A 23,264-nucleotide genomic window follows, 5' to 3' on the forward strand; every position below is an offset into this window, starting at 1 on the left:
GACACGATGAACCTGAGACCACCGCCGGGCGTCGTCGCGATGCCACGCGAAGTTCTACACCTGCTGCTCGATCTGCCCGGCGATGCCGACATGGCGACGCTCCGGGCCGCCGGCGACGCGGGCGGGGGTGCGTTGCTCGAGGCATTCGCCCGCTGGTCGAGCGACGGGCACACGGACGATCTGGCCGACCTTCCAGTCGAGGAATTCCGCCGGCGCGCCGCCGAGTTCTTTGAGTGGTGCGGGTGGGGCGACATGTCGTTGTCCACGCGGTCGGACTCGCTGATCGAGGTCGGCATCGGCGGGTGCTGGGAGACCGCGCGGCAGCACAGCGACCGGACGGGCTGCCATCTCACGACCAGGCTGCTGCATGGCTTCTTCGCCGCGCTCGCGGGTTACGAGCTGGGGGTCATGGAGCTGGAGTGCGCCGGGCTGGGCTCAGGCGGCCCTTGTCGCTTTGTCATCGGCACGCCGGAGATGGTGGATGCGATATACGCGGGACTCAGCTCGGGGGCGAGCTACGAGGAGATAGTGGCTGGGTCCTAGTTGCGAGACTGGCGGAATCCGGGCCGTGAGCTGAGAGCTATCAGCTCTGAGCTGTCAGGCAACTGCGATTCGGACGTTCCTGGAATTTGGCCGGCCCCCGCAACGACACGTCCAAATGTCAGTTGCCTGACGGCTGACTGCTGACAGCTCGCTGCTCACGGCCCGGATTCCTCCTGGAATGTTCCAGGAGCCTGTATCGCATCCTCATACAGAGGATTTGGCACAAGCTCTCCGTTCACCAGGACCTCCCGGTCCCACGGCAGCACGATCGTACTCTCCGTTTCCAGCGCGTGAAAATCCGGAACGTACGACCCGGTCTTGAAGCTCACCGCCGTTCGAACCTCAGCCGCGCCCGCGTTGACTACCGCTCCGACCGCCAACCGCATCGTGTCCCCCTCGTCGCACGTCTCGTCCACGATCAGCACCCGCTTGCCGCGTACCGCCGGCGGTGCGGCTGACAGAACCTGCGGCGTCTCCCGCACCGACTCGGCGGCCAGACTGCGGCTCACCACGATCGAGTGGAATTCACGGTGCAGAATCGCCGCGACCACAGCACCCGGCACGACGCCGGCCGTGGCGACGCCGAGGACGATCTCGGGGTCGTAGCTGCGCGCGACCTTGAGGGCCAGCGCGCGCGACAGCTCGCCGAAGAGGGGCCACTCGACGTGGAGGACACCCTTGGATGGATCGACTGTATAACGGCGTGGAGACATTGACGATCCCTTCGCGTGGCGCCTGAGTGAGTCTAAGTAAGCTAGCCGGGAGGCTTCGCTCACGATAGCGGATGTCTCGCTCCGGCAATAGCTTAAGTCGAATCGCCGTAGCGCCCGCGGGAACGCGGGCACGAAGCCCGTATACCGGCCGTTTCAACTGTTCGGAATTGCCATGTCATGGTGGAGCCGCCTCACCGGCGGAGGCACGAAAAGCGGGGCCAAGCCGCAGCGCGTCGATTATCTGGGCGAAGCGCTGGCGCTCGAACGTCAGGGCGATTTCGACGCCGCGCTGACGTCGTACCGGCTCGCCCTGCGCGATCAGCCCCACAACTATCGCGCGCTCCAGAACATGGCGATCGCTTTCTCCAAGACCGGTCAGATGGAAGAAGCGATCCGCGCGTACAAGCGCGCGCTCGAGATCCAGCCGACTCTGTCCGGCTCGCACTACGGGCTCGCCTTCCTGCTGCTCAAGCGCGGCTCGATCGCGGACGCGGCGTACCATCTCGAAGCGTTTCTCATGGATCCACCCACCGGTCCCGACGCCGAGCGCTGGATAGAGCACGCGCGCGCCACCCTCGACAAGCTCAACGCGACCGGAGGCCACGCGGCCGGCGAGAACGAGCACGACGGCGTCCCGCCGGCAGAAGCCGGGGAATAGGTGGGTTACGTTCTCTCCGTCGTCAGCCAGAAGGGCGGCGTAGGCAAGACGACCACAGCTGTGAATCTCGCGGCCGCGTTCGCCAAGCGCGGGATGAAGACCCTCATCATCGACGTGGACCCGCAGGGCTCGGTGCGGTACGGCGTCGGGCTCCGCCGCGGTCATCCCACTGTCGGCTTCGCCGATTACCTCAACGGCGCGCGCCAGCTGCGCGACGTCATCCTGCCGACCGCGCTCCCCTGGCTGCGGGTGATGCTCGCCGGAACGGTCGCCGACGAGGTGGATCACGTCCGGTACCACCAGCTCGTCTCCGACACGCGCGTGCTCCCCGACCTCCTCGAGACCTCGAAGCAGCGCTGCGAGGTAGTGGTGGTGGACAGCCCGCCGGGACTGGGTCCCGTCACCCGCCGCGTGCTCGAGGGGAGCGACCACGTGATCGTGCCGCTCCAGTGCGAGCCGCTCGCGCTCCAGACAACGCCGCAGATACTCCGCGCGATCCAGGACATCGTGCGGGTCAACGAGAAGCTCACGCTGGACGGGCTGCTGCTCACCATGCACGAGCGGGACAACCCGGCGAGCGAGCGGGTGGTGGATTACGTGCGGCGGCATATCCCGGCGAATCTCGTGTTCAACGTCACGATACCGCGCACGACCGCGACGGCCGACGCGTTCGCTGCGGGACAGCCGGTCGTGCTCCGGACGCCGGCGGATCCCGCCGCGCTCGCGTACATGCAGCTGGCATCGGTCTTGGTGAGACGGTTCGAGTGAGCGCCGTCCGCGTCCTGGTCGCCGGCCTGCTCGCCGCGGCATGCACCGACGTCGACACCAGCCCGAACGTCGCGACGTCCATCGAGTTCCCGGCGCTGCCGTTCCCGGCGGTCGTCGCCGGCGATACGCTGCGCGACACGAGCGGCGTTGCGGCCCCGCTTCGCGCCATGGTGTTCAACTCGGACAACGAGGAGATCGTCGACGCGCCCATGCGGTACGCCGCGTTGGAGGCGGTCGTTACAGTGGACAGCGTGACCGGCGTGCTGGTCGCTGGCTCCGCCGCCGACACGTCCGCGCGGCTCGTCGCTTACGTCGGATCCCTCCAGGCCCCTTCGCTCCGGCTGAGCGTGGTGCCGCGGCCGGACTCGGTCGGTCCCTCCGGCACGAGCGACACGCTGCGCTATTCGGTGATCGACACGACCCGGAACCTCTCCGGCGAGCTCGCGGTACGCGTCGTTCACCGCGGCGACACCGCCGACGTGCCCGTGCGCGACTGGATCGTGACCTTCACGTTGCAGGATCCGGCGGACTCGGTCCGCGCGCGAATCGTCGGCGACAACCAACGCCCTTCCGCGGTGGATACGACGTCTGCCGCGGGCGTCGCGGCGCGCAAGGTCAGACTCCTCCCCGCCGGATTGACGAGCCCGCGCGACTCGATCGTCGTGCTGGCGCGCGTCCGCTACCGTGGCACGCATGTAGCGGGTAGTCCGCTGCGGCTGGTGCTTCCCGTGGTACCCCGCGTTCCCTAGAACAAAAGAGCCGAGATGAGCCCAGAGACGCTCGCACGCGGCGGCCCGTGCCCGAAGCCGGGAACACTCAACGAGCTGTTCTTCACCGCGCTCGAGCGCGATCTGCCCGACGCGCTCCGCTTCAAGCGCGACGGCTCCTGGATTCCGATCTCCCACCACGAGCTCGGCGAGCGCGTGCGTCACGCCGCGCGCGGACTCGAGGCGCTCGGCGCGCGACCGGGCGATCGGATCGCGCTGCTGTCGGAGAATCGCCCCGAGTGGGCCATCGCCGACTACGCCTGCCTGACCGGACGATTCGTGGACGTCCCGGTGTACCCCACGCTCCCCGCCGATCAGGCGGTTCACGTGCTGCGCGATGCCGGCGCCATCGCGATCTTCGTCTCGACGACCGCGCAGGCGCGCAAGATCGAGTCGATCCGCGGCGAGCTGTCGGATCTGAAGACGGTGATCAGCTTCGTCCCGACCGGCGGACACGCCGACATGACGCTGGCCGAGCTGGAGGCGCACGGCTGTCAGGGTGAGACTGAGGAGAGCGTCGCCGCGTACCGCGCGAACGCGCTCCAGGCGCGCCCCGACGATCTCGCGACGATCATCTACACCGCGGGCACGACCGGCGTCCCCAAGGGTGTGATGCTGAGTCACGACAACCTGCACTCGAACGTGCTCGGCTCCGCAGCGGTGCTGCCGTTCGTCGGCGAAGACAGCTGCCTCAGCCTGCTGCCGCTGTCGCACGTATTCGAGCGGATGGCGGGGCACTACATGATGCTGTCGATCGGCATCCGCATCGCCTACGCGGAATCGATCGAGGCGCTGCGCGGGAACATGCTCGAGGTGAAGCCGACGCTGGTGCTGGCCGTGCCGCGCCTGTACGAGAAGATCGTCGCGTCGGTGCGGGACAAGGCGATGACCGGCGGCGCCTTGAAGCGGCGGATATTCCTGTGGGCCAGCAAGGTCGGCGGGGAGTGGGCCGACGAGGTCCTCGCGGGCCGCAAGCCGGGGCGCATGCTCGGGATCAGGTATCTGCTGGCGCACAAGCTGGTCTTCTCCAAGCTGCACTCCGCGGTCGGCGGCCGCATCAGGTTCTTCGTGTCCGGCGCCGCGCCGCTGAACCCGGAGATCAACAAGTTCTTATTCTCGGCGGGGCTGCCGGTGCTCGAAGGCTACGGCCTCACGGAAACCTCGCCGGTCATCTCGGTGAACGCACCCGGCAACATCCGCATCGGCACCGTCGGCCGGCCGATCGACGGCGTGGAAGTCCGCATCGCCGACGATGAAGAGATCCTGGCGCGCGGGCCCAACATCATGCAGGGGTATTACAAGAAGCCGGACGAGACTCGCGCGGCGGTCACCGAGGACGGCTGGTTTCACACGGGCGATCTGGGCAAGCTGGAGGAGGGCTTTCTCACGATCACGGGACGCAAGAAGGACATCATCGTGACCGCGGGCGGAAAGAACATCGCGCCGGCTCCGATCGAGCACCGGATGAAATCGAGCAAGTACGTGGCGCAGGCGGTGATGCTCGGCGACAAGCGCAAATTCCCGATCATGCTGATCGTGCCGAACTACGACACCCTCGAGCAGTGGGCGCGCGAGCAGGGGCTGACGTCCACCGATCCGAGAGCATTGATCGCCGAGCGGCGCGTGCAGCAGCTGTACGAGCGCGAGATGAACACCGTGCTCGCGGGACTCGCGCGCTACGAGACTCCGAAGAAGGTCGTGCTCGTCGAGAAGGATTTCTCGATCGACGGCGGCGAGCTCACGCCGAAGATGAGCATCAGGCGGAACATTGTGGAGGAGAAGAACAAGGCGACGATCGACGCATTGTACGCCGGGCCGGCACCGACCGACAATCAGTAAGCAAAAACAGCAGGGTTGGGTGACAGGTAATTTGGTTTTGGTTTCTGGTTAACCGATTGGTTGACGTGAACGGTGATTGGTGACCTACAACCGGTGACCCGTGACCAGCTAGTTAACTAGAACTAAAACCGATAACCTGTCACCCAACCCTGTTGTTATTGCCTGTCATCGCCGGGCGATCTGTACCGGCGCGCTCGCGCTCCCTCCTTCCCGGGCGGCGACCCAATGACTGTCGTCGCGCGCCAGCTCGACCAACCTTGCGGGAAGCGCGACTTCGGCCGGCGCCACCATCCGAGCCCCGCTCTTCAGCGCCCGCGCTCCGCTCTCCACCATCGCCGGCTCCGCCGTGTCGAGCGCGGCTCCGTCCAGGCACTCGCGCGCCAGCGGCACGATACCGTCGCATCGCACGCGTGACACTCTCGTGGTGGCGGTGAGGTCGGGAGAATTGAAGGCGATGACCGTGTTTCCCAACCCGGCAAGAAAATCCGCCGCTCCGGCCCACCCTCCCTCGAGCAGCACTATCCCGGGCTCCACGAGATTCAGGTACGCGGCCGCCTTCACTCCATCGTCAGCCGGCGCGCGCGCCGCGTTGCTCGCCGTTCCGGGCGTCACGTCGAACCAGGCGACGCCCTGCGCTATCGGATACCGGGCGTTGCACACCGGGCAGCTGAGCAGCCCGTCGATCACGTCCCGCTCGCGCATCTCGTAGAAGGCCGCCACGAGCCAGCTGTCCTCGTGCGGCCGCGTGCAGCGCAGCAGATCGATCAGCTCGATGAACATTGCGCGCCGCGCCTACGTTCGCGTGAGGCGGAGCTCGTCGATGTTGGTTTCAGGCTCCCGCGTAACCGCGTACAGCACCGCGTCCGCCACCGACTCCGCCGTGAGCATCGCGGACCGGGGCGGGAAATCCCCCGGGCCGGCGTCGTCCCAGATGGACGTGTCGGTCGAGCCGGGCGAGACGAGCGTCGCGCGGATCCCGCTCCCCTTCAGCTCGGCCCGCAGCACCTCGTGCATGGCGCGCGCCCCGAACTTGGTCGCCGAGTACAGGGCGTTGCCCTCGAAGATCTTCCGGTCGGCGATGGAGCCGATCGTGACCATGTGTCCGCTGTTCCGCGCGCGCATCCCCGGCAGGAACGCGCGCACGATCAGCAGCGGCGCCGAGAGATTCAGCGCGACCGAATCCAGGATCGTTTCCGCCGGCAGCTCGTCCATCGGGGCGACGCGAAACACGCCCGCGTTGTTCACCACGATGTCGGGCGCGGCTCCGAGCCGGTCGAGCACGGCCTCGACGCCCGCCTGCAGGGCCGCCGGGTCCCGCAGGTCGCACGGCACGGCGATTCCGCCGGTCTCGGCCGCCAGACTGGCGAGCTGCGAGCCCGTGCGGGCCATGAGCGCGACCCGCGCGCCCGCCTTGGCCAACGCCCTTGCGGTGGCGGCGCCGATCCCGCGCGACGCGCCGGTGACCACCGCGGTCCGGCCGGCGAGCGGCAGCGCCATCCTCAGCCGCCGTTGCTGTGGGCGAGCCGCAGGAACTCGTCGCGCGTCTTGTAGTCGTCGCGGAAGGCGCCGTGCATCGCCGACGTGATCGTCTTCGAGTTCTGCTTCTGCACCCCGCGCATCATCATGCACAGATGCAGCGCCTCGATCACCACGCCGACTCCGCGCGGCTGGAGGATGTCGGTGAGCGCCTGCGCGATCTCCTCGGTCATGCGCTCCTGCACCTGCAGCCGGCGCGCGAACACGTCCACGATGCGCGGCAGCTTGGAGAGCCCGATAATGCGGCCGTTCGGGATGTACGCCACCTGCGCCTTCCCGAAGAACGGCAGCATGTGGTGCTCGCACAGCGAGTACACCTCGATGTCGCGCACCATGATCATGTTGTCGTGCTTCTCCTCGAAGATCGCGTCACCCACTACGTCCGCTACGTTCACTTCGTATCCGCGCGTGAGCCATTTGAGCGAGCTGGCGACGCGCGAGGGCGTCTTGAGCAGGCCCTCACGCGCCGGATCCTCTCCCAGCAGCTCGAGCTGCCGCCGCACGAGGTTCGCCAGCTCGACCTCGCCGGTCGCGAGCTCCGGCTCCGACGGCCAGGGCTTCTTGGCTTTTTCAGCCACCCGTATACTCGACATAGTTGTTCTCCGTCTCCCACAGCACGAGCCGCGTCAGCCGCGCCGGGCTGACGCGGTCGACCAGCAGGCGCCAGAAGGCGATGATGATGTTCTCCGACGTCGGAATCACGCCCCGCATGAAATCGACGTCGAGATTGAAGTTACGGTGGTCCACCTTGTCCACGATCTGGCGCTCCACCAGCTGTTTGAGGGCGCTCAGGTCGAGGACGTACCCCGTCCGCTCGTCGATGTCCCCCTCCACGGAGACATCCAGGATATAGTTGTGCCCATGCCAGTTCGGGTTGTTGCACTTCCCGAAGATGGCCGCGTTCTCCTCGTCGGAGAGCGCGGGATTGTGGACTCGATGCGCCGCATTGAACCGCAAGCGGCGCGTGACTGTCACGCCAGGCATGTTGGTCGTAGTATATCAGCGCAAAAGAAACTCCGCCGAACGCGGGAGGCGCCGGCGGAGCTCGAGAACTGGGAACGAAGAGGTTTTTTGAAGCCCAATCGAATGTATGAGGTCCTCACCATGCCTTCCGTCTTCCCCGCACTGGGGCGTGGCGTCAACACAGCTTGTCGAACCCACTCTATGGACTTATCGGCTCAAAAAGTGAGCTCTCCGTCCCTACTGCAAACCTGATTCTACCATGAAAGCTACGGCTACGGACCGGACAGGTCAAACGAAATCTCGCGCGATTCCGGTATTGATTTCGGCGGTGCTGCTGCTCGTGATTTGGGCGTATGTAACCTTCACGACGGTCGCGCCCGGATGGGTACACATCCTGCTGACGGCCGGCGTGTTCCTGCTCATCTACGGGGTCGCGCTGCGCGATCCGTCGCTGCCACCGCGCCCGAGGAGCTGAGCATCTACCGGCCGGGCGCGGACTTCGACGATGCCGGCTCCGCCACCGCCGTAGCGGAGCAGCCGCTGGCGCAGGCGGCCGGACGGGGCAAGCCCGTGCTGGTCACCGGCGCGGCCGGCTTCGTGGGTACGCACACCTGCCGCGAGCTGGTGCGCCGCGGGTGGAAGGTCCGGGCACTCGTGCGCGACGCGGCCAAGGGCGCGTCCCGGCTCGGCGAGGAGAAGCTCGAGCTGCTGGTGGGCGACGTCCGGGACGAGAGCGCGCTGGCGTCGGCGCTCGAGGGAGCGTCCGCCGTCGTTCATCTCGCCGCGATCGCGATCGAGCGCGGCGGGGACGATTACGAATCGACCAACACGGAAGCCACGCAAATGCTTCTGCGGCAGGCCGCGCGCGCCGGCGCCACGCGCTTCATCTACATGTCGCAGAACGGCGCGTCGTCCAGCTCGCCGTACGAGTTTCTCCGCAGCAAGGGGCTGGCTGAGGACGCCGTCCGCGGCAGCGGGCTGCGCTGGACCGCCCTCAAGCCGTCCGTGATCTTCGGACCGCAGGACGCTTTCGTCAACGTGCTCGCGCGGATGATCCGGCTGAGCCCGCTCGTCTTTCCCGTTCCCGGGGGCGGTCGCGCGCGCTTTCAGCCGATAGCCGTGCGCGACGTCGCCGCCGCCGTCGGCATCGCGCTCGATCGTGACGACACCATAGGCAGCGCGTATCCCCTCGGCGGACCGGCCGAGCTCTCGCTGCGGGAGATGACCGAGCGGATTTTCGTGGCGATGCGCACGCAGCGCATGCTGCTGTCCGTGCCGGTCGCGCTGCTGCGTCCGGTCGTCGCGCTGATGCAGCGCGTCGTGCCGAAGCCGCCGGTGACGACGGGACTCCTCGACCTGCTGTCGATCGACAACACGGTGCCGGACAACGAGCTCCGGCGGACTTTCGGGATAACTCCGGTGCCGTTCGCGCCGGAGGAGATCGAGTACGTGCGGCGGGTTACGCTGCGGAACGCGATCGAGTCGATGTTCTGAAATTGCGGCGAGCAATCTGACGCAACAACAACAGGATTGGGTTGAACGGTGGTTGGTTGTAGGTGGGGGTTAACTACCGGTCGAAGGTTCACGGTGAGAGGTCGGCTCACGGGAGCCAGAAACCATGAACCCGTAACCAGTCATTAACCAAAACCAACACCAACAACCATTCACCCAACCCTGTTGGCGCAGTTGTAGTCCAGTCATATCTCCCAATTCGACAGCACGACGCCGGACTTGGCCAAAACCTCGCCGTACCCGTCCACCGTCATCCGTAGGTCGGTCCACCGCACCTTCGCTCCCTGCGCCACCAGAATCCGGTACGCCGACGGATAAGCGCCCTGCACCCTGACCGACATCGTCCGCGCCCCGATCTTCCGCGCGTACGCCGCGAGATCCACGACGATCCGCGCGAACGCGTCGTCGTCGCGCGCCACGAGCTTGAGCACTCGCATCTCTTCCCGCTCGCGGCCCTCGACGAGCGGCACCGAATGGCACAGCGCGAACGCCCGCAGCTCCGACCCCGTGTAGCTCAGCAGCGTATCGCCGAGCCCCAGCTCGTGCGTCAGCCGCAGCTCGCGGGTGAAGTCGTACCCCGGGCACAGCGCGCCCAGCAGATCCGCGCATTGCGTGATCGCGGCGTCGCGCTGTTCCTCGGTCATCCGCCCCAGCTCGACCGCCTTGGTCGCGCCGAGTGCCGCCGGCGACGTGAGCGTGACCGTCAGTGGGCCGGGCAGGAAATCGAGCGACGAGTAGAAGCCGATGTTGTCCATGGTGCGCGGCATGGTCTCGAGTCCTATGACGCGGGCGCCGCGCGCCTTGAGCCACTCCACCCCGTGCGTCACGATCATCTTCCCCGCGCCGCGCCCCTGATGCAACGACGCCACGGCCAGCGGCCCCATCCATCCCTCCGTCCCGGACGCGTGCACCAGGTTGAACGCCGCGATCCCGCCGTCCTGATCGCGCCAGAGCACCGCGCCGCGCGCGGCGTCGGTCACGGCGTACTGCCACATCTGCGGGTTCAAGCCGGGCACGCGCACGCTCATCATCCCGTCCTTGCGGTAGCGCTCGGTGAACGCTTCGCTGAACAGCCGGTTCAGCGCGGGGATGTCGTCGTCGACGATCTGGAAGGGACCGTCCAGCGACCGCTCGCTCCGCCAGCCCCGGGCCGCGGACATCAGCTCGCGGCGGCGACCGGCTCGAGCACCGGAATTCCCGCGAGCGCGCCCGCGAGATCGTCGCACGGAGCGCTCTCCTCCACCCGCGATGCGCCGCTCGCCTCGTCGTACCGCACCGAGATGACGCGGTCGAGCCCTTCGCGCACGGACTCGATGTGCGTGATGAGGATCACCTGCTCGAAGCGGTCGTGCAGCCGGCGGAGAAGGTTGATCACGTTGTGCCGCCGCGCCTCGTCGAGCGAGCCGAAGATCTCGTCCAGGATCAGCAGCGAGAACGGCTGCCCCGCGCGCTCCGCGATCATCTGCGAGATCGCAAGCCGCAGCACCAGGTGCGCGACGTCCTCCTCGCCGCCCGAAATCACCGGCTTCGGGATCCCGTCGTCGAGCACCGTGAGATCGTAATCGTTGGTCAGCTCCAGCTCGGAGTAGCGCGAGTCGGTGAGCTCGGAGAGGAATCCGCTGGCGAGCTCCGACAGCTCGGGACGGAGCTGCGCGTTCAGGTCGCTGCGCAGATCGGAGTACGCCCGGTCCAGCTCGTCGTGGATCCTGCGCGCGCGCTTGAGCGCGGCCAGCTTCTCCTCCCGCTTGGCCAGCTCGGCGGCCGCCTCGCGTGCGCCGTCCGCGGCGGCGTTCGCGCTGCGCAGCTCTCCCTCGGCGGTTATGCGCTCCATCTCCGCCTTCCGCGCGGCTTCCGTGGCGCGCTCATGCTCCACCTTCGTCGAGAGATACTCTTCCTCGGAGAAAGCGATCTTCTCCTGCGCTTCCCGCAGCTCCTGCGTGCGCGACCGGTGCGCGACGAGCAGCGTGGCCACCTCGTCGTACTCCGCGCGGATCTGCGGCTCGCGCCCGGCCAGCGCGCCGAGCCGCTCTCCCTTCGCGGCCAGCGGAGTCAGCTCCTCGATCCGCGCGCGGACGCGCGCATGCTCGGCCGCGTCGAAGCCGCCCGGCATCGCGGCGATCTCCTGCACGAGCTGCGCGTAGCGCTCCTGCTTGAGCGCCAGCTCGCGCGCGACGCCCGTCATCTCCTGGACCGCGCTCTGCACCTTCGCGAGCCGGCGCTCGAGACCGGTGACGGTCTGCACGGCCGCGCGCTTCGCCTCTTCGAGCGCGGTTATGTCCTCGGGCATCTGCTCCAGATCTTTCAGCCGCTTCCGGAAGTACTTGCCGTCGGACGTCAGCGCGGTCATCTGCTCGGCCAGGTGATCCATGACGCGGCTGAAGTTCTCGCCGAGCGCGCGGCTGCACGTGGGACACGCTCCGTCGGGGCCGAGGCCAGCGAGCAGCTGGCGCTGCTCCTTCACCTCGCCGTGCTGCCGCAGCAGCGACTGCAGCTTGGTTTGCGCCTCCTGCGTGTCGCGCACCCATTCGGTACGGCGCACTTCCAGCTTGCCCTCGATCTCCTCGCGCGCCGCGCACTGCTTCTCCAGCTCCAGCGTGACCGTCTCCTCCTCCGCCGGCGCGGCCGCGAGCTTCGCCTTCCTGGCGCTCAGCCGCTCGATCTCCCCGGCGATCTCGCGGGACTGTTCGGCCAGCGTCTGCCGCCTGCCTTCCTCGCGGTAGAGGGAATCCAGCCGCTGCAGCTCGAGCGTGAGCGCGGCGAGCGGCTCCGTGCGCTGGCGCAGATCGTCCAGCTCCGCTCCGGCGACGACGATCTCGTTGAGGTCCGCGCCGATCCGCTCGCCGCGCGCTACCAGCGCGCGCACCTCCGATTCGGCAACCTGGATCTCGGCCGCGATCTTCTGCAGCGACTCCCGCGCCTCCTGCGCCGCGGTCCAGCGCGGCGCGATTTGCTGCAGCACCGCGTCGCACTCCGAGTGTACCCGCCGCTTCTCCGTCGCGAGCCGCGCGCTGTCGGCGGCGTGCTTGCCGGCCTCGGTCAGCGTGCGCGCGACGACTTCAGGATCCGGCATCCCCGCGCGCAGCCCCGACATCTCCGCGAGAATCGTCTTGCGCCGCTCGCGCACCAGCTCCTGCGCCGTCCGCAGCTTCTCGTAGCCGAGCACGCGCGAGAGAAAATGGGCGCGCTCGGTCGGCTTCATCGCGGCCATCACGCTGAGCTGCTTCTGGTCGGTGAAGTACGTGTTGAAAAACTCCGCGCGCGTCATCCCGAGCCGGCGCTGGATGAACTCGTTCACGCCGGTCTTGGTGGTCGCGACCGGCGAGTCGTCGTCGTTGACGTATACCTCCGCGCGCGACAGCTCCCGGCTCACGCGATAGCGCTGGCCCGACAGCTCGAAGTCGAGCACGACCCTGACCGGCGCGCGCTCGCCCGCGCGCTGGAAGCGGATCGTCTCGAGCTTGTCGCGCTGCGCGCCCGTGCCGTACAGGCACCACGCGATCGCCTCGAGGATCGTCGTCTTCCCCGCGCCGTTGGGACCGATGACGCCGGTGATCCCGGTGCCGAACTCGATGCTCGTGTCCGCGTGCTGCCGGAAATTCGTGAGCTGGAGCCGGTTGATCCTCATACGGGCCCGTCGGCGAAGACCGGCTGCTCGACTGCTTCGGCCTGGCTGAGATAATCGAGTCCCGCGGCGACCAGCTCCTCGCGATCGATCTCGGAGTCTATCGGCCGGCTGCGCAGCCCGTCGCGCACCAGCTCGGCGAGCGACGCGCGCCGGCCGGGAGCGGCGTGGCCGTGCACCCTGATGACCTCGGGCCGGCGCGGATCGAGGTGGAAGTGCAGCGCGCGGCGCTTGTACTCGCGCAGCGCCCTGTGATCCAGCTCGCGCGCCACGTGCCGCGCGACGTTCTTCGCGACCAGCCGCACGATCGCGTCGTCGATCGGCTCGCGCTCCACGCGCTCGCTGATCGCCTGATCCACCTCGGCGGCGGTCATCCCGCGCGCGTCGAGCTCCGGCAAGTCGATGACCGCGCGCGTCTCGATCGGATGAAAAGTCTGCTTCCCGCTGTCGAGGTCCCACTCGATGAAGCCCTTGCCGGGCTTGCCGAGCCGCGCACGCGGCGCCGCGGCCCGCCACGTCTTCCCGTCGAGCGCGGCTTCCTCGGCGACCTCGCCCCAGATGGTGGTGCTGGTGTATTCGAGGGAGCCGGAGTAAAACGCGTTCGGCGCGATCTCGCGCCAGACGTGGTAGTGCCCGAGCGCCACGTAGTCCCAGTTCTGCGCGCCGAGCTCTTCCTTGCTGATCTCCATGGTCCCGCGCTCCGCCATCCCCAGATGCGGCGGAAGTAGCCCCTCGATCTCGCCGTGCAGCAGCAGCACGTTGTAGCGCGACTTCCCCTGCGGCCGCAGCACCGGATGCTCGCTGTGTCCCATGTCCGGAACCGCGAGAACGGAGAGATTCCGCTCGTTGAACGTGAGCAGCTCCGGGCTGCCGTCCACGACCTCGATCCCGAGCGGCTTGAACAGCTTGAGCAGGCACCCCGTCTCGGACGTGCGCGGGGTATCGTGATTGCCCGCGACCATTACCACGATAGCGTCGGGCAGCATCTGCGTCAGGCGCGAGAGCTGCTTGAACGCGTGAATGATCGCCGGGTTGGTGGGCCGCACATTGTGGAACACGTCGCCCGCGAACAGCACGATATCGGGCTGCAGCTCGATCGCCTTGTCGATGGCCTTCCGGAACGCGAGCGCGACGTCGTGCTCCCGCTGATTGATCCCCATCGGTGTGAAGCGCTGGTACTGGCGGAAGCCGAGATGGAGATCCGACAGATGGACTAGTCTCATGAACCTCGCATTGCGCGGAGTCGCTGCGTGACCTTCATCTGCACCTGCACGGGCGGCGTCCCGTCTTCGCCCGACGTCATCACCGTCCGCACGTTCAGCACGAGATGCGTATCGGTGATCCAGCCGAGCCTGCGATCCAGCTGCATGAAGCCCGCGAGCGTGCCGGTGCTCCGCTGCGAGCCGCCCCTACCGCCGGATCCGCCGATCCTGGTGAGCGTGCCGGTCATCGAGATGTATGCAATATCGCCATTTCCGCTCAGCGAATCGAGCCTGAAGTTCGCCTGCACCCGCGCCGTCTCGCCGGCGCGGGTGCCGATGGGAAGCTCGAGCGTGCGGGCCCACCGGCCACGGACGTTGACCGGCGCGTCGGGCAGCATGGGCGCCGCGGGCGGGAAGAAAGGCGTCGTCTCGCCGTCGTGCTCGCCCGTGTCGAGGACGCGCATGCCGCCGTCGTGGCCGACAATCATCGTGACCGTCGCTCCGGCCAGCGCGCTGCGCGGCGCGGCGAACCGCTTGCCGCCGACCGGCGTGATCTCCATGGAGTCCGTCACCGCCAGGACCCGGGTGCCGGACGCGAGCCGCCGCAGCGGAATCGCCCGCGTCCGCACGTGCGCGGAGCCGGTCATGGACTGCGGCGCGCCCGCGGCCTCGGGCGAGGTGCCGCTGACCTCGATCTCCTGGTCGAGCTGCATGTGGATCGTGTCACCGACCTGCGGCCGGATCTCGAGCCGGACGCGCTGGGCGTGCGCCGGCGCCGCGCACAGCAACAGCACGAGCATCGCCGCAGCGCCGCCGATCCCGCACCGGATGCGGAGCGCTCTCACGCGCTCAAAATCCATACGGGTCGTCGCCCGCCGGAAGCTTGATGGGCGCGGGCCGCTGCCGCGGCGTCTCCGCCCGCACCGGCGCCAGCGGCCGCAGCCGCGACGCGAAGAACGCCTTCACGTCGCGCGGGCGCGCCAGCACGGTCGCGTTGCGCGCGTGAATCACTTCCTCGTCTTCCCGCAGCGCGATGTGTTGCTTGACCCACTCGAGAGAGATCGTCGGATCCAGAACGCGGAGCGAGCGCGTCACCGCGGCGTCGAGCGCCACTTCCGCCGCCTGCGGGAACAGCTCGGCGCCGTCGCGCCCCTGCATCACCGCCGGCCGCGGGAACCTGATGAACACGGGCTGCGTGAAATGCGGGTGCCGCACCATCAGCTGACCCTTCTCCAGCGTGGACAGCTTGGTCTTGACCGCCTGGCTCAACACCGCGTACCCGGGAGCGGCGAGCTCGTCCGCGTCCATCCGCCCGAACAGCGACGTGCCGGAGTTGCCGACGACGCGACGGTGCACCTGCGAGCGGAACTGCTGCGCGCCGAACAAAACGAGGCCGAGGTAGCGCCCCCGCTCGGCGATGTCGAGCAGCATTTTTCTGACATAGGTCTCCGGCCCCTCCGTCGCGGCGTACTTGTTCAGCTCGTCGACGAAAACCACCACATGGTCAACGCCCAGGTTTCGCCGCTCGAGGTGCTCGCGGAGCTTGGAAACGATGCGCGTGAAGATCAGGTCCTGCGCGTCCTCCTCGAGGAGCGCCACGTCCACTACGTACACTCCGCGGTCCTCGAAGCTCCCGAACGGAAGGTCGCTCACGGTGCCCTCGGCCGTGACCAGCCCGGCGCAGCGCAGGGCGATGTTGGTCAGCCGGTTGCGAACCTTCCTGATCGTCGCGACGTGGTGCGTCCGGTAGCTCTCGGAGTTGCTCTCCTCCAGCATCGAGAGAACGTCTCGGAACCACTCATCCAGCTCGGCGAAGGAGCCGACGCTGTACGCGCGCTTCGCCAGCCGCTCGTCGCGAAACTCGCGGCCCGCGATCTTGTCGCGGATGAAGTCGATCACCGCGTCGGCCTTTGCGTCGACGTCGTCCCTGTTGAGCAGCACTTCCGCGTACTGCAACACCTCGCGCAGCCCCCAGGTCAGCGGCTGCACGTTGTGCAGCAGTGCTTCATTCGAGCGGAGAGTGTTGAGATTGTAGCCCCCGGCGTCGTACGCCGCGAAGTACCGCACGTTCGAGAACGGCTTCGCCGGAACGCCCATCTTCTCGTACATGATCTCGTCCGCCGGCTCGATCCGCCCGGGCTGGTCTAGATAGCAGAGATCCGGGCCCTTCACGTTGAACGCGACCGCCGCGATCGTGCCCTTCTTCTCCGGGAAGTGCGTGAACAGCGACGACAGCAGCCATTCGACGGCGCTGGTCTTGGTCGCAAGCCCCGACACGCCGGTGATGTTCAGGTGCGCGGCTTCGGGCCCCACGAGAAAATCCGCGTCGAGATAGATCGGCGCGTCCGTCCCGCCCGCGTGGTAGATCCCGATCGGGATTCCGGTGCGCGCGCCTTCCTTGAGATAGCCGTCCATCCGCAGCGCGACGGCGACGTCGTTCTCGTCGGCGAGAAAGACCGACCCCATCGGCACCGGCTGGAGCGGCTCTTCCGGGATCATCCGCAGCACAGCCGCGGTGTACAGCCGGATCTCCGTCCGCTCGGTGGGCGCGAACCCGGCGCTCGACGGCTCGCCGTCGTGGCCGAGCACGTCGTGCATCGGAGAGACGAGATCGCTGTAGCTGAATCCCTCGATTACCGCGCCGTAGATCTTCGGCAGCTGCCCGTCCACCGGATGCTCGCCGTCCACGCGCACGATCGTCCCGATCCCGACGGGGGAGGTGACCGCCGTCCAGAAGTGGAACTGGTGCGGCGTGTTCGGCCGCCGCTCCGTCGCTACGACTCTTCCCAGCGCCTGCTCGCTCACGCGATCGCCCGCAGGAACTCTTCGGAGTTGCGCACGCCGTAGCTCATCTTGTCCCAGCGAGAGTCGGGGAGCGCGAGCGGCGCCGCTTCCGCCAGCACCCAGCGGGAGATCCGGTCCACGTCGGCGTCGGACGCGATCGTGTCGCGCGCCTCGATGCGCACCAGTCCCCACGTCGCGTCGTGTCCCTTGTTGTCGCGCAGCCGCAGGTACCAGCTCGACACGGGAGCGCGGCCGCCCGACTGTATCCGGAACGGCGGCGTGCGCTCACCCTGCGCGAGCCCGAGCACGACGTCGAGGTCGGCCCCCTCCGCGTGAATGGTGTTGTGCGTCTTCACCACGCCCACAGCCACGCCCGACCCCGCGACGCGCGCGCTCGACGCGATTCCGCCGTCAATGCAGACCGGCTCCTCGCGCGCCGCGCACCACGCTTCCGCCAGTATCGCTTCGACGCGCTCGCGATCCCGGCGAACCGACTTGATCGCGCTCTCGAGCAGCGCGGCGGGATGGCGGGATGGCAGCTCGCCCATGCTCGCGTCAGTCGTGTCCACGACGGTAAAAGCCGGATCGCTCTCGCCCGCCAGTGCCGGCGCGTACGCGAAGGGCAGATACAGCCGCCGCTCGACGCGCGGCGCGCACCCCGTCCATGTCACGAGCCTCCGCTCGATCCGCTCGCGCACGCCGGCCGCGACGATCCCGAGCACGATGGGCACGCCGCCGTGGCGCGCGACGATGCGCACGCTCTGCGTCCCATCGAGAAACGCCGCGAACCGCGCCTCCGGGTCACCGCTCACTTTTACAGCCCGCATCGCGCCGCCGCCGAGCAGCGGAGCCGCAGCGAGCTGCGGCGGGTCCATCCGTGGAAACGCGGGATCGGACAGTTGGCCGGCCTCGACCGCGTCGACTCCCGGCAGCAGCCGCTGCACGTACCGCAGCGCAGCGCGGCTCGCGGCGTCCGGACCGGGCTGAAGGAGCGCCATCTAACGACCCACCTTCACTCTATGCCGATATCCCAGGCCTGCTCCAGGTCCTTCTTCGAGTAAGCGCGGAACGCGGTCAGCGTCTGGGTGTGGACGAGACCGGGAACCGTCGGAAAATTCTCGGTCACGACGCGCGCAACGCTCTCGTAGTCGGTCACTTCGATCATCGCCACGAGATCCCATTCGCCCGACACGGAATACACCTGCGAGACGCCCTCGATTCCAGCGAGCGCCGTCGCGCATTGCGGGATGAGTCGGGGCTCGGCTTTGATGAGAACTATCGCGGTTATCATGCGGACGCGGGGTGGTAGATTCCTGATATTACCGGGCGGGAACGGGCGACGCTATCAATGTACGGCAACCACTGAAATGACCGACAAGAAAACCGACGACGAGACCACGGCCACCAGCTCACGCTCCCAGAACGTCGTCCGGGTTCTGCCGCGGGATTGGAGCTCGCTCGCGGAGGTCATCACCCCGTCGATGGAGCGGATCGACAGCACGCTCGCGGCGACGCAATTCCTCGTGATCACCCCGGATCCCGCCAGCACTTTCGCCGTGGTTCGCGGAGCGTTCGAGCGATTCGGCACGGTCGGGATCGACCTCTTCCCCGCGACGGCCGAGCACCGGGCAGCGCGGATGATGGCTGGGGTGCCCGTGCCGGCCGTGGCCGGCCACCCGGACGTCCTGCGCGCGCTGCTGTCCCGGTCGGTGCTCCGGCTCGACGGCGTCAAAGCCGTGCTCTTCGCCTGGATCGAGGACGTCATCGAGACCGGCGGCGACCAGCTCGCCGCGCTCGAGGCGGTTCTTGCCGAGGTGCCCGAGAGCGCGTCCAGAACGCTGGTGGTGCGGGAGGTGACGCCCGCGGTCCAGAGCTTCATTGACCGGTACATGTTCCGCGCGCGCCGCGCTGTGGCTGCCGTGCCGGCGCCGGACGGCGAGGAGCCTCGGCCGATGGCGATGGAGTACGTCACCACCCCCTTGGCGGCGCGCCCGGCGTCGCTCTGGCGGCTGCTCGACGAGCTGGACCCGCCGTCGGCGGCAGTGATTGCGAGACATCCCGAGTCCGAGAGCGACGCGCGGCGGACGCTGGCGCAGCTCGGCTACCGCCGGGCTGACGATCCTGTGACCGTGAGCGCGGCGCCGGCCGGTGAGAACGTCCACACGATCATCTTCTACGATCCGCCGCTATCCGCCGCCGACGTCGAGGCCGCGCGCGCGGTGACCGCGGCGCGCGTGATCGCGTTCGTCGAGGCGCGCGACCTGAACGGCCTCAAGCAGCTCACGGGCGGACTGGCGAAGCCGCTGGCGGTGGGCGATGCCGTGCGCCAGGCGCGCCGCAAGGACGACACGCTGCGCGCGGAGCTGAGGCAGGTGCTCGATACCGGTGTCGCGTTCCGGGAGATGACGGCGCTCGAGCCGTTGCTGGAGCAGTACGACGGCGTCGAGGTGGCGGCGGCGCTGTTGCGGCTGCTCGAGCGGGAGCGCGAGCGCGCGCTGACGGTCCCCGTCGCGCCAAAGCCGCCCAAGCCCGCGCGGGACGACAAGCCGCCGCGCAGGGACGAGCGACCGCCCAGCAGTCGAGACTCGGGCCGCACAGGCCCGCCCCGCGGACGCGGAGGAGATCGCGGAGGCAGCCGCAGGTGAGCTCGATCTTTCAACCCGCGGGCGGCTGGATCGAGGTCATCGCCGGCGTGATGTTCAGCGGCAAGAGCGAGGAGCTGATCCGGCGCGTGCGCCGGTCGCTGATCGCGCGCAAGAAGGCGCAGGTGTTCAAATCGCACCTCGACGAGCGGTACTCCGGGCTCTACGCCGTCTCCAGTCACGACGGCCGCGTCGTGGACGCGATTCCGGTGGACTCCTCGGCGCAGCTCGCGCGCGCGGTGGATCCGGGTGCGCACGTCATCGCGATCGACGAAGCGCAGTTTCTCGACGCCGGGATCATCGGCGTGGTCACCGACCTGGCGCAGCGGGGGCGCCGCGTGATCGTGGCGGGCACGGACACCGACTTCCGCGGCGAGCCGTTCGGGGCGATGCCGCAGCTCATGGCGGTCGCCGAGGTCGTGGACAAGCTGCACGCCATCTGCGTCATGTGCGGCGGACCCGCGAGCCGCAATCAGCGGCTGATCGACGGCAAGCCGGCGCCGTATTCATCCCCCCAGATCATGGTAGGGGCGGCCGATTCGTACGAGGCGAGGTGCCGCATGTGCCATTCCGTACCGCCCGCGGACGCCGCCCAGGTCACGCTGTTATAACTGCTCTCCGTCTTACGCCCCAACGGAGCAACTGAACGACGGGAAACGCACAACGCTCCCCGTCGTTATGCCGCTCGCCATATGTTTACAGAAACTCGGCATTGCTCCTGCCCTGTGAATCCCCCAAAGTGTACGCCCCGCGCCGGAGTCCAGGCGGGCTCACCTCCTTCTCATACCGCACTTAAATGCTTCTCGTTGGCCTGACAGGCAACATCGCCGGAGGAAAAACCGAGGTCAGCCGCCTGCTCGGCGACCATGGCGCGACGATCATAGACTCGGACGTGCTCGCGCGTGAAGTAGTGGAGCCCGGCACGCCCGCGCTCAAGGCGATCACGGCGAACTGGGGGAAGTCTGTTCTGGCGCCGGACGGCTCGCTCGACCGCGACGCGCTGCGGAACACCGTCTTCCAGGATCCCGACGAACTGGACGAGCTGAACGAAATCGTTCATCCCGAGATCGAGAAGCGGCGCGACGAAGCCATCGCCGAGGCGCGACACAGGGGCGACAGCGTCGTCGTATGCGTGGTGCCGCTGCTATTCGAGAAGCACATGGCGGACGAGTTCGACAAGATCGTGCTGGTGGACGCGCCGCGGCCGATCCGCTTCGAGCGGCTCCTCAAGAAACGGGGGCTCGAGGAGGCGGAGGCGCTGCGGATGATCGCCGCGCAGATGCCTGCCGAGCTGAAGCGCGTGCGCGCCGACTACGTGATCGAGAACACGGGGTCGATCGACGTGCTACAGAAGGAAGTCGATTCGCTCTGGGCCGAGCTGGAGCGCGAGTCCGCCCTGACGACGGAGGAAGCGCCGGTTTCTTGAACGGACCCAGCCTGCTCGGTTAGACTTCGGGCTCCACCGTCTCTCTACGAGCCCTGACCGGAGCAACATTGGCGAACGTCCCTGGCGACCTGCGCTACACCGAGCAGCACGAGTACGTCCGCACGACTGCTCCCTCTGCGGTCGAGGTCGGCATCACTGATTTCGCGCAGGGCGAGCTGGGCGACGTCGTGTACGTCGAGCTTCCGAAGATCGGCGCGAAGTTCGCGCGGCAGGACGTGTTCGGGACGATCGAGGCGGTGAAGGCCGTGTCCGAGCTGTTCAGCCCCGTGGCCGGCGAAGTCGTCGAGGTGAACGAGCGGCTCGACAAGGAGCCGGCGCTGGTGAACAGCGATCCCTACGGCGCCGGGTGGATGATCCGGATGAAGCTCGACGCCGCCGCCGAGACGGAGACACTACTTACGGCGGAGGCGTACTCGGAGTTGACCGGGTAACGCTCTGGGTCAGCGCTGTCTGCCTGCTGGTCGCGCCGTCGTGATCCGCTCGATCAGGCGGGAGTCATCGGGCAGCAACCCGGACCGCGGCAGCCTCGGGGTGAGCTCGCGCCAGGCCGGCTGTAGCTCGAACGCGCGGGCAAACAGTGGCAGTGACTCTTCCAGGCGGTTCATGTTGACCAGCGCGACCGCATGCCAGTAGAGCATCTCCGCGTGCCGGCTGGGGGCGATGCCCGGGGTTGTCGCCGCGATCCGTTCCGCGGCCGCGTACTCCCGCAGCGCCGATTCGGCGTCGCCGTGTTCCACCGCCAGATCGCCGGCGTTCATGTGGTTGTACGCGCGGTGTATGGCCACGAGCCGGCGGAGCTCTGTCAGCGGCTCCGCGTGGTCGTCCACCCGGACGTCGAACAGCCGGTCCTGCCACGGCCTGCCGGTGCCGGTCCCCTTCACCACCACGAGCGCCGCGGACTGCTTGCCCCGGATGTCGCCACCCGCCGCCTGGGCCGCCTCTAGCGCAGCGAGCATGCGGTCGGCGAGATCGCCGGTGGTGCCGGTGAAGGCCCTGGACATGGCGGGCCATACCGTCTCATTCGCCATCAGGTTCGCCTGTACGGCGAAGTCCCGCCCGACGAGCAGCGTCCCGCCCGCCGATCCGCACTGTACCTGCGTCGTCGCGGATTGGTTTCCCGCGATACCGCCCGCGGCGATGATGTCGCGACTGCCGGTGAAGGTTGCGACATCTCCCTTAGCGTCAACCATGCCGACCTGCCGTACCTGGCAGGCAGCGTCTCCGTGCAGCAGCGCGCGTAACGCTTCCGGCGCGCTTTTGCCCGCACGCAGCAGATCCAGCCCGAGCTTCCCGTACGCCGGGTCCACGAAACTCTGAGTGGCGATTCCGCCAATACCGGCTTCCGCCCACGGCACGATCTGGCCGACGCCGAACCAATGCGATTGGACCGCCACGCCGATCTGGCCGGTGGCCGAGTCACGCGCGACGATCGAGTATGTGCTCACCGGACGCAGCTGCGCGGCGAGCGGTGAGGCGACCAGCAGGAGGCAGAGGAGAGTTTTCATATGATCCGTTCAGGGCAGAGGGTTTGGGCCAACAATAGCGCAGGAGCGTGACTGGCCGCCATGTCTTGGCGCCGCCTGCTGGATCAGAGCCAGCGACATCTGCGGTTTGGGCTGAAACCAGCTCCTCGAGATGACATAACATCAGCCCACTGACTCGACCGACGCCGATTGAAACCACGCAGGGGCTTCCCGATCGCGCGAGTGCGCCGGCGGTAGCACGATTCTCCAGTGGCTACGACGGCAACCTCAACGCCACCGAGCTCGCCGGCAGCATCGAGGGCGCACTCGGCCGCACCGGACGCGTGCGCTACGTGACCGGTGGCGCCTGGCGCGCCGGCGACGACTACACCGCAGGCGATGGCAGCACCGTCGCCGCGCGGTTCCGCTCCGCCGAGGGTCGCACGCGCGTCGGCGTGCAGACGAGCACCAACGGTACCCTCTCACTCCTCGGATCCTTCCAGGCCCAGCGCGACGTAGACTTTCCGGGCCGCCCGCTCGACGCGAGGTTCTTCGATACGTACCAGGTGCAGGCCGAGTACACGTCGCGTGGACTGCGTTCGGACTGCTGCGATCGTCGCTCGGATTATCGCTGGATGGCGTGCCTGGTTCGGTGGACGCACGCGCCGTCATCGAATGGCTGCAGTCGCGGCCCGGGGTAGCGGTTGTGCATGACCTGCACATCTGGTCGTTGAGCACGACCTCGGTCGCACTCACGGCGCATATCGTGATGCCGGGCGGTCATCCCGGTGACGCCTGCCTCGAC

Annotated in this window: 24 protein-coding genes; 11 read left to right on the forward strand and 13 right to left on the reverse strand. The window is 67.9% G+C overall.

Annotation, left to right across the window (positions count from 1 at the left end; all coding sequences use genetic code 11):
• Positions 1–6: 6 nt before the first annotated feature.
• Positions 7–543: a hypothetical protein gene (locus tag WEA80_04255; protein ID MEX1185778.1), complete on the forward strand. Its 537-nt coding sequence runs from the start codon at positions 7–9 to the stop codon at positions 541–543.
• A gap of 155 nt (positions 544–698) precedes the next feature.
• On the opposite strand, the gene WEA80_04260 is transcribed toward WEA80_04255, so the two are convergent.
• On the reverse strand, positions 699–1,256 hold the full coding sequence (locus WEA80_04260; protein MEX1185779.1) for a phosphoribosyltransferase family protein: 558 nt from the start codon (positions 1,254–1,256) through the stop codon (positions 699–701).
• 172 nt (positions 1,257–1,428) lie between these two features.
• Here WEA80_04260 and WEA80_04265 point away from each other — a divergent pair, with 172 nt between their 5' ends.
• Genes WEA80_04265 through WEA80_04280 form a run of 4 tightly spaced genes read left to right on the forward strand, consistent with a single transcriptional unit; the run spans position 1,429 to position 5,288 of the window.
• The gene (locus WEA80_04265) at positions 1,429–1,914 is read left to right on the forward strand and encodes a tetratricopeptide repeat protein (protein MEX1185780.1); all 486 of its coding nucleotides are present in this window, start codon (positions 1,429–1,431) and stop codon (positions 1,912–1,914) included.
• The gene (locus tag WEA80_04270) at positions 1,915–2,682 is read left to right on the forward strand and encodes a ParA family protein (GenBank protein MEX1185781.1); all 768 of its coding nucleotides are present in this window, start codon (positions 1,915–1,917) and stop codon (positions 2,680–2,682) included.
• Positions 2,679–3,431, forward strand: coding sequence for a hypothetical protein (locus WEA80_04275; GenBank protein MEX1185782.1), 753 nt, complete (start codon positions 2,679–2,681; stop codon positions 3,429–3,431). Before WEA80_04270 ends, WEA80_04275 begins: the two co-directional genes overlap by 4 nt.
• Before the next feature lie 15 nt (positions 3,432–3,446).
• Positions 3,447–5,288, forward strand: a complete 1,842-nt coding sequence (locus WEA80_04280; GenBank protein MEX1185783.1) for a long-chain fatty acid--CoA ligase — start codon at positions 3,447–3,449, stop codon at positions 5,286–5,288.
• A 165-nt stretch (positions 5,289–5,453) separates the two neighbouring features.
• Here the strand turns inward: WEA80_04280 and WEA80_04285 are convergent, their stop codons facing one another.
• The 4 genes from WEA80_04285 to WEA80_04300 are packed head-to-tail and all read right to left on the reverse strand — an operon-like array spanning position 5,454 to position 7,808.
• Positions 5,454–6,068 (reverse strand): hypothetical protein, encoded by a 615-nt coding sequence (locus WEA80_04285; protein ID MEX1185784.1) that lies wholly within the window; start codon positions 6,066–6,068, stop codon positions 5,454–5,456.
• 12 nt (positions 6,069–6,080) lie between these two features.
• Positions 6,081–6,785 carry an SDR family oxidoreductase gene (locus WEA80_04290; GenBank protein ID MEX1185785.1) on the reverse strand — a complete coding sequence of 235 codons (705 nt, stop codon included), beginning with the start codon at positions 6,783–6,785 and terminating at the stop codon, positions 6,081–6,083.
• A 2-nt stretch (positions 6,786–6,787) separates the two neighbouring features.
• Positions 6,788–7,402 (reverse strand): GTP cyclohydrolase I FolE, encoded by a 615-nt coding sequence (gene folE, locus WEA80_04295; GenBank protein MEX1185786.1) that lies wholly within the window; start codon positions 7,400–7,402, stop codon positions 6,788–6,790.
• Positions 7,395–7,808 (reverse strand): 6-carboxytetrahydropterin synthase, encoded by a 414-nt coding sequence (locus WEA80_04300; protein MEX1185787.1) that lies wholly within the window; start codon positions 7,806–7,808, stop codon positions 7,395–7,397. The genes folE and WEA80_04300 overlap by 8 nt, the downstream gene beginning before the upstream one ends.
• Positions 7,809–8,168: 360 nt before the next feature.
• On the opposite strand from WEA80_04300, the gene WEA80_04305 reads away from it, so the two are divergent.
• Positions 8,169–9,281 carry an NAD(P)H-binding protein gene (locus WEA80_04305; protein MEX1185788.1) on the forward strand — a complete coding sequence of 371 codons (1,113 nt, stop codon included), beginning with the start codon at positions 8,169–8,171 and terminating at the stop codon, positions 9,279–9,281.
• A 203-nt stretch (positions 9,282–9,484) separates the two neighbouring features.
• Here the strand turns inward: WEA80_04305 and WEA80_04310 are convergent, their stop codons facing one another.
• From WEA80_04310 to WEA80_04340, 7 genes are read right to left on the reverse strand one after another with little or no spacing between them, the layout of a single operon-like run.
• Positions 9,485–10,459: a GNAT family N-acetyltransferase gene (locus tag WEA80_04310; protein ID MEX1185789.1), complete on the reverse strand. Its 975-nt coding sequence runs from the start codon at positions 10,457–10,459 to the stop codon at positions 9,485–9,487.
• Positions 10,459–12,924 carry an SMC family ATPase gene (locus WEA80_04315; protein ID MEX1185790.1) on the reverse strand — a complete coding sequence of 822 codons (2,466 nt, stop codon included), beginning with the start codon at positions 12,922–12,924 and terminating at the stop codon, positions 10,459–10,461. The genes WEA80_04310 and WEA80_04315 overlap by 1 nt, the downstream gene beginning before the upstream one ends.
• Positions 12,921–14,144 carry a DNA repair exonuclease gene (locus WEA80_04320; protein ID MEX1185791.1) on the reverse strand — a complete coding sequence of 408 codons (1,224 nt, stop codon included), beginning with the start codon at positions 14,142–14,144 and terminating at the stop codon, positions 12,921–12,923. Before WEA80_04320 ends, WEA80_04315 begins: the two co-directional genes overlap by 4 nt.
• Positions 14,141–14,968 carry a hypothetical protein gene (locus tag WEA80_04325; GenBank protein ID MEX1185792.1) on the reverse strand — a complete coding sequence of 276 codons (828 nt, stop codon included), beginning with the start codon at positions 14,966–14,968 and terminating at the stop codon, positions 14,141–14,143. Before WEA80_04325 ends, WEA80_04320 begins: the two co-directional genes overlap by 4 nt.
• 4 nt (positions 14,969–14,972) lie before the next feature.
• Positions 14,973–16,928 (reverse strand): hypothetical protein, encoded by a 1,956-nt coding sequence (locus tag WEA80_04330; protein ID MEX1185793.1) that lies wholly within the window; start codon positions 16,926–16,928, stop codon positions 14,973–14,975.
• Positions 16,925–17,905, reverse strand: a complete 981-nt coding sequence (locus tag WEA80_04335) for a hypothetical protein (protein MEX1185794.1) — start codon at positions 17,903–17,905, stop codon at positions 16,925–16,927. The genes WEA80_04330 and WEA80_04335 overlap by 4 nt, the downstream gene beginning before the upstream one ends.
• A gap of 14 nt (positions 17,906–17,919) precedes the next feature.
• Positions 17,920–18,198 (reverse strand): Lrp/AsnC ligand binding domain-containing protein, encoded by a 279-nt coding sequence (locus tag WEA80_04340; GenBank protein MEX1185795.1) that lies wholly within the window; start codon positions 18,196–18,198, stop codon positions 17,920–17,922.
• A gap of 76 nt (positions 18,199–18,274) precedes the next feature.
• Between WEA80_04340 and WEA80_04345 the strand changes: the two genes are divergently transcribed.
• From WEA80_04345 to gcvH, 4 genes are all read left to right on the forward strand, one after another.
• Positions 18,275–19,552 (forward strand): hypothetical protein, encoded by a 1,278-nt coding sequence (locus tag WEA80_04345; GenBank protein ID MEX1185796.1) that lies wholly within the window; start codon positions 18,275–18,277, stop codon positions 19,550–19,552.
• Positions 19,549–20,160, forward strand: a complete 612-nt coding sequence (locus WEA80_04350) for a thymidine kinase (GenBank protein MEX1185797.1) — start codon at positions 19,549–19,551, stop codon at positions 20,158–20,160. The genes WEA80_04345 and WEA80_04350 overlap by 4 nt, the downstream gene beginning before the upstream one ends.
• A 185-nt stretch (positions 20,161–20,345) precedes the next feature.
• A complete protein-coding gene (gene coaE / locus WEA80_04355) occupies positions 20,346–20,975 on the forward strand; it encodes a dephospho-CoA kinase (GenBank protein ID MEX1185798.1) in 630 nt (209 codons plus the stop codon).
• 68 nt (positions 20,976–21,043) lie between these two features.
• The gene (gcvH, locus tag WEA80_04360; GenBank protein ID MEX1185799.1) at positions 21,044–21,427 is read left to right on the forward strand and encodes a glycine cleavage system protein GcvH; all 384 of its coding nucleotides are present in this window, start codon (positions 21,044–21,046) and stop codon (positions 21,425–21,427) included.
• 9 nt (positions 21,428–21,436) lie between these two features.
• Here gcvH and WEA80_04365 read toward each other — a convergent pair whose 3' ends face one another.
• Entirely contained in the window at positions 21,437–22,501 is a 1,065-nt protein-coding gene (locus tag WEA80_04365) for a DUF1028 domain-containing protein (GenBank protein ID MEX1185800.1), read from the reverse strand.
• A 302-nt stretch (positions 22,502–22,803) separates the two neighbouring features.
• Here WEA80_04365 and WEA80_04370 point away from each other — a divergent pair, with 302 nt between their 5' ends.
• Entirely contained in the window at positions 22,804–23,160 is a 357-nt protein-coding gene (locus WEA80_04370) for a hypothetical protein (protein MEX1185801.1), read from the forward strand.
• The last annotated feature ends 104 nt before the right edge of the window (positions 23,161–23,264 follow it).

This window comes from Gemmatimonadaceae bacterium (genome assembly GCA_040882285.1).
GTDB lineage: Bacteria > Gemmatimonadota > Gemmatimonadetes > Gemmatimonadales > Gemmatimonadaceae > JACDCY01.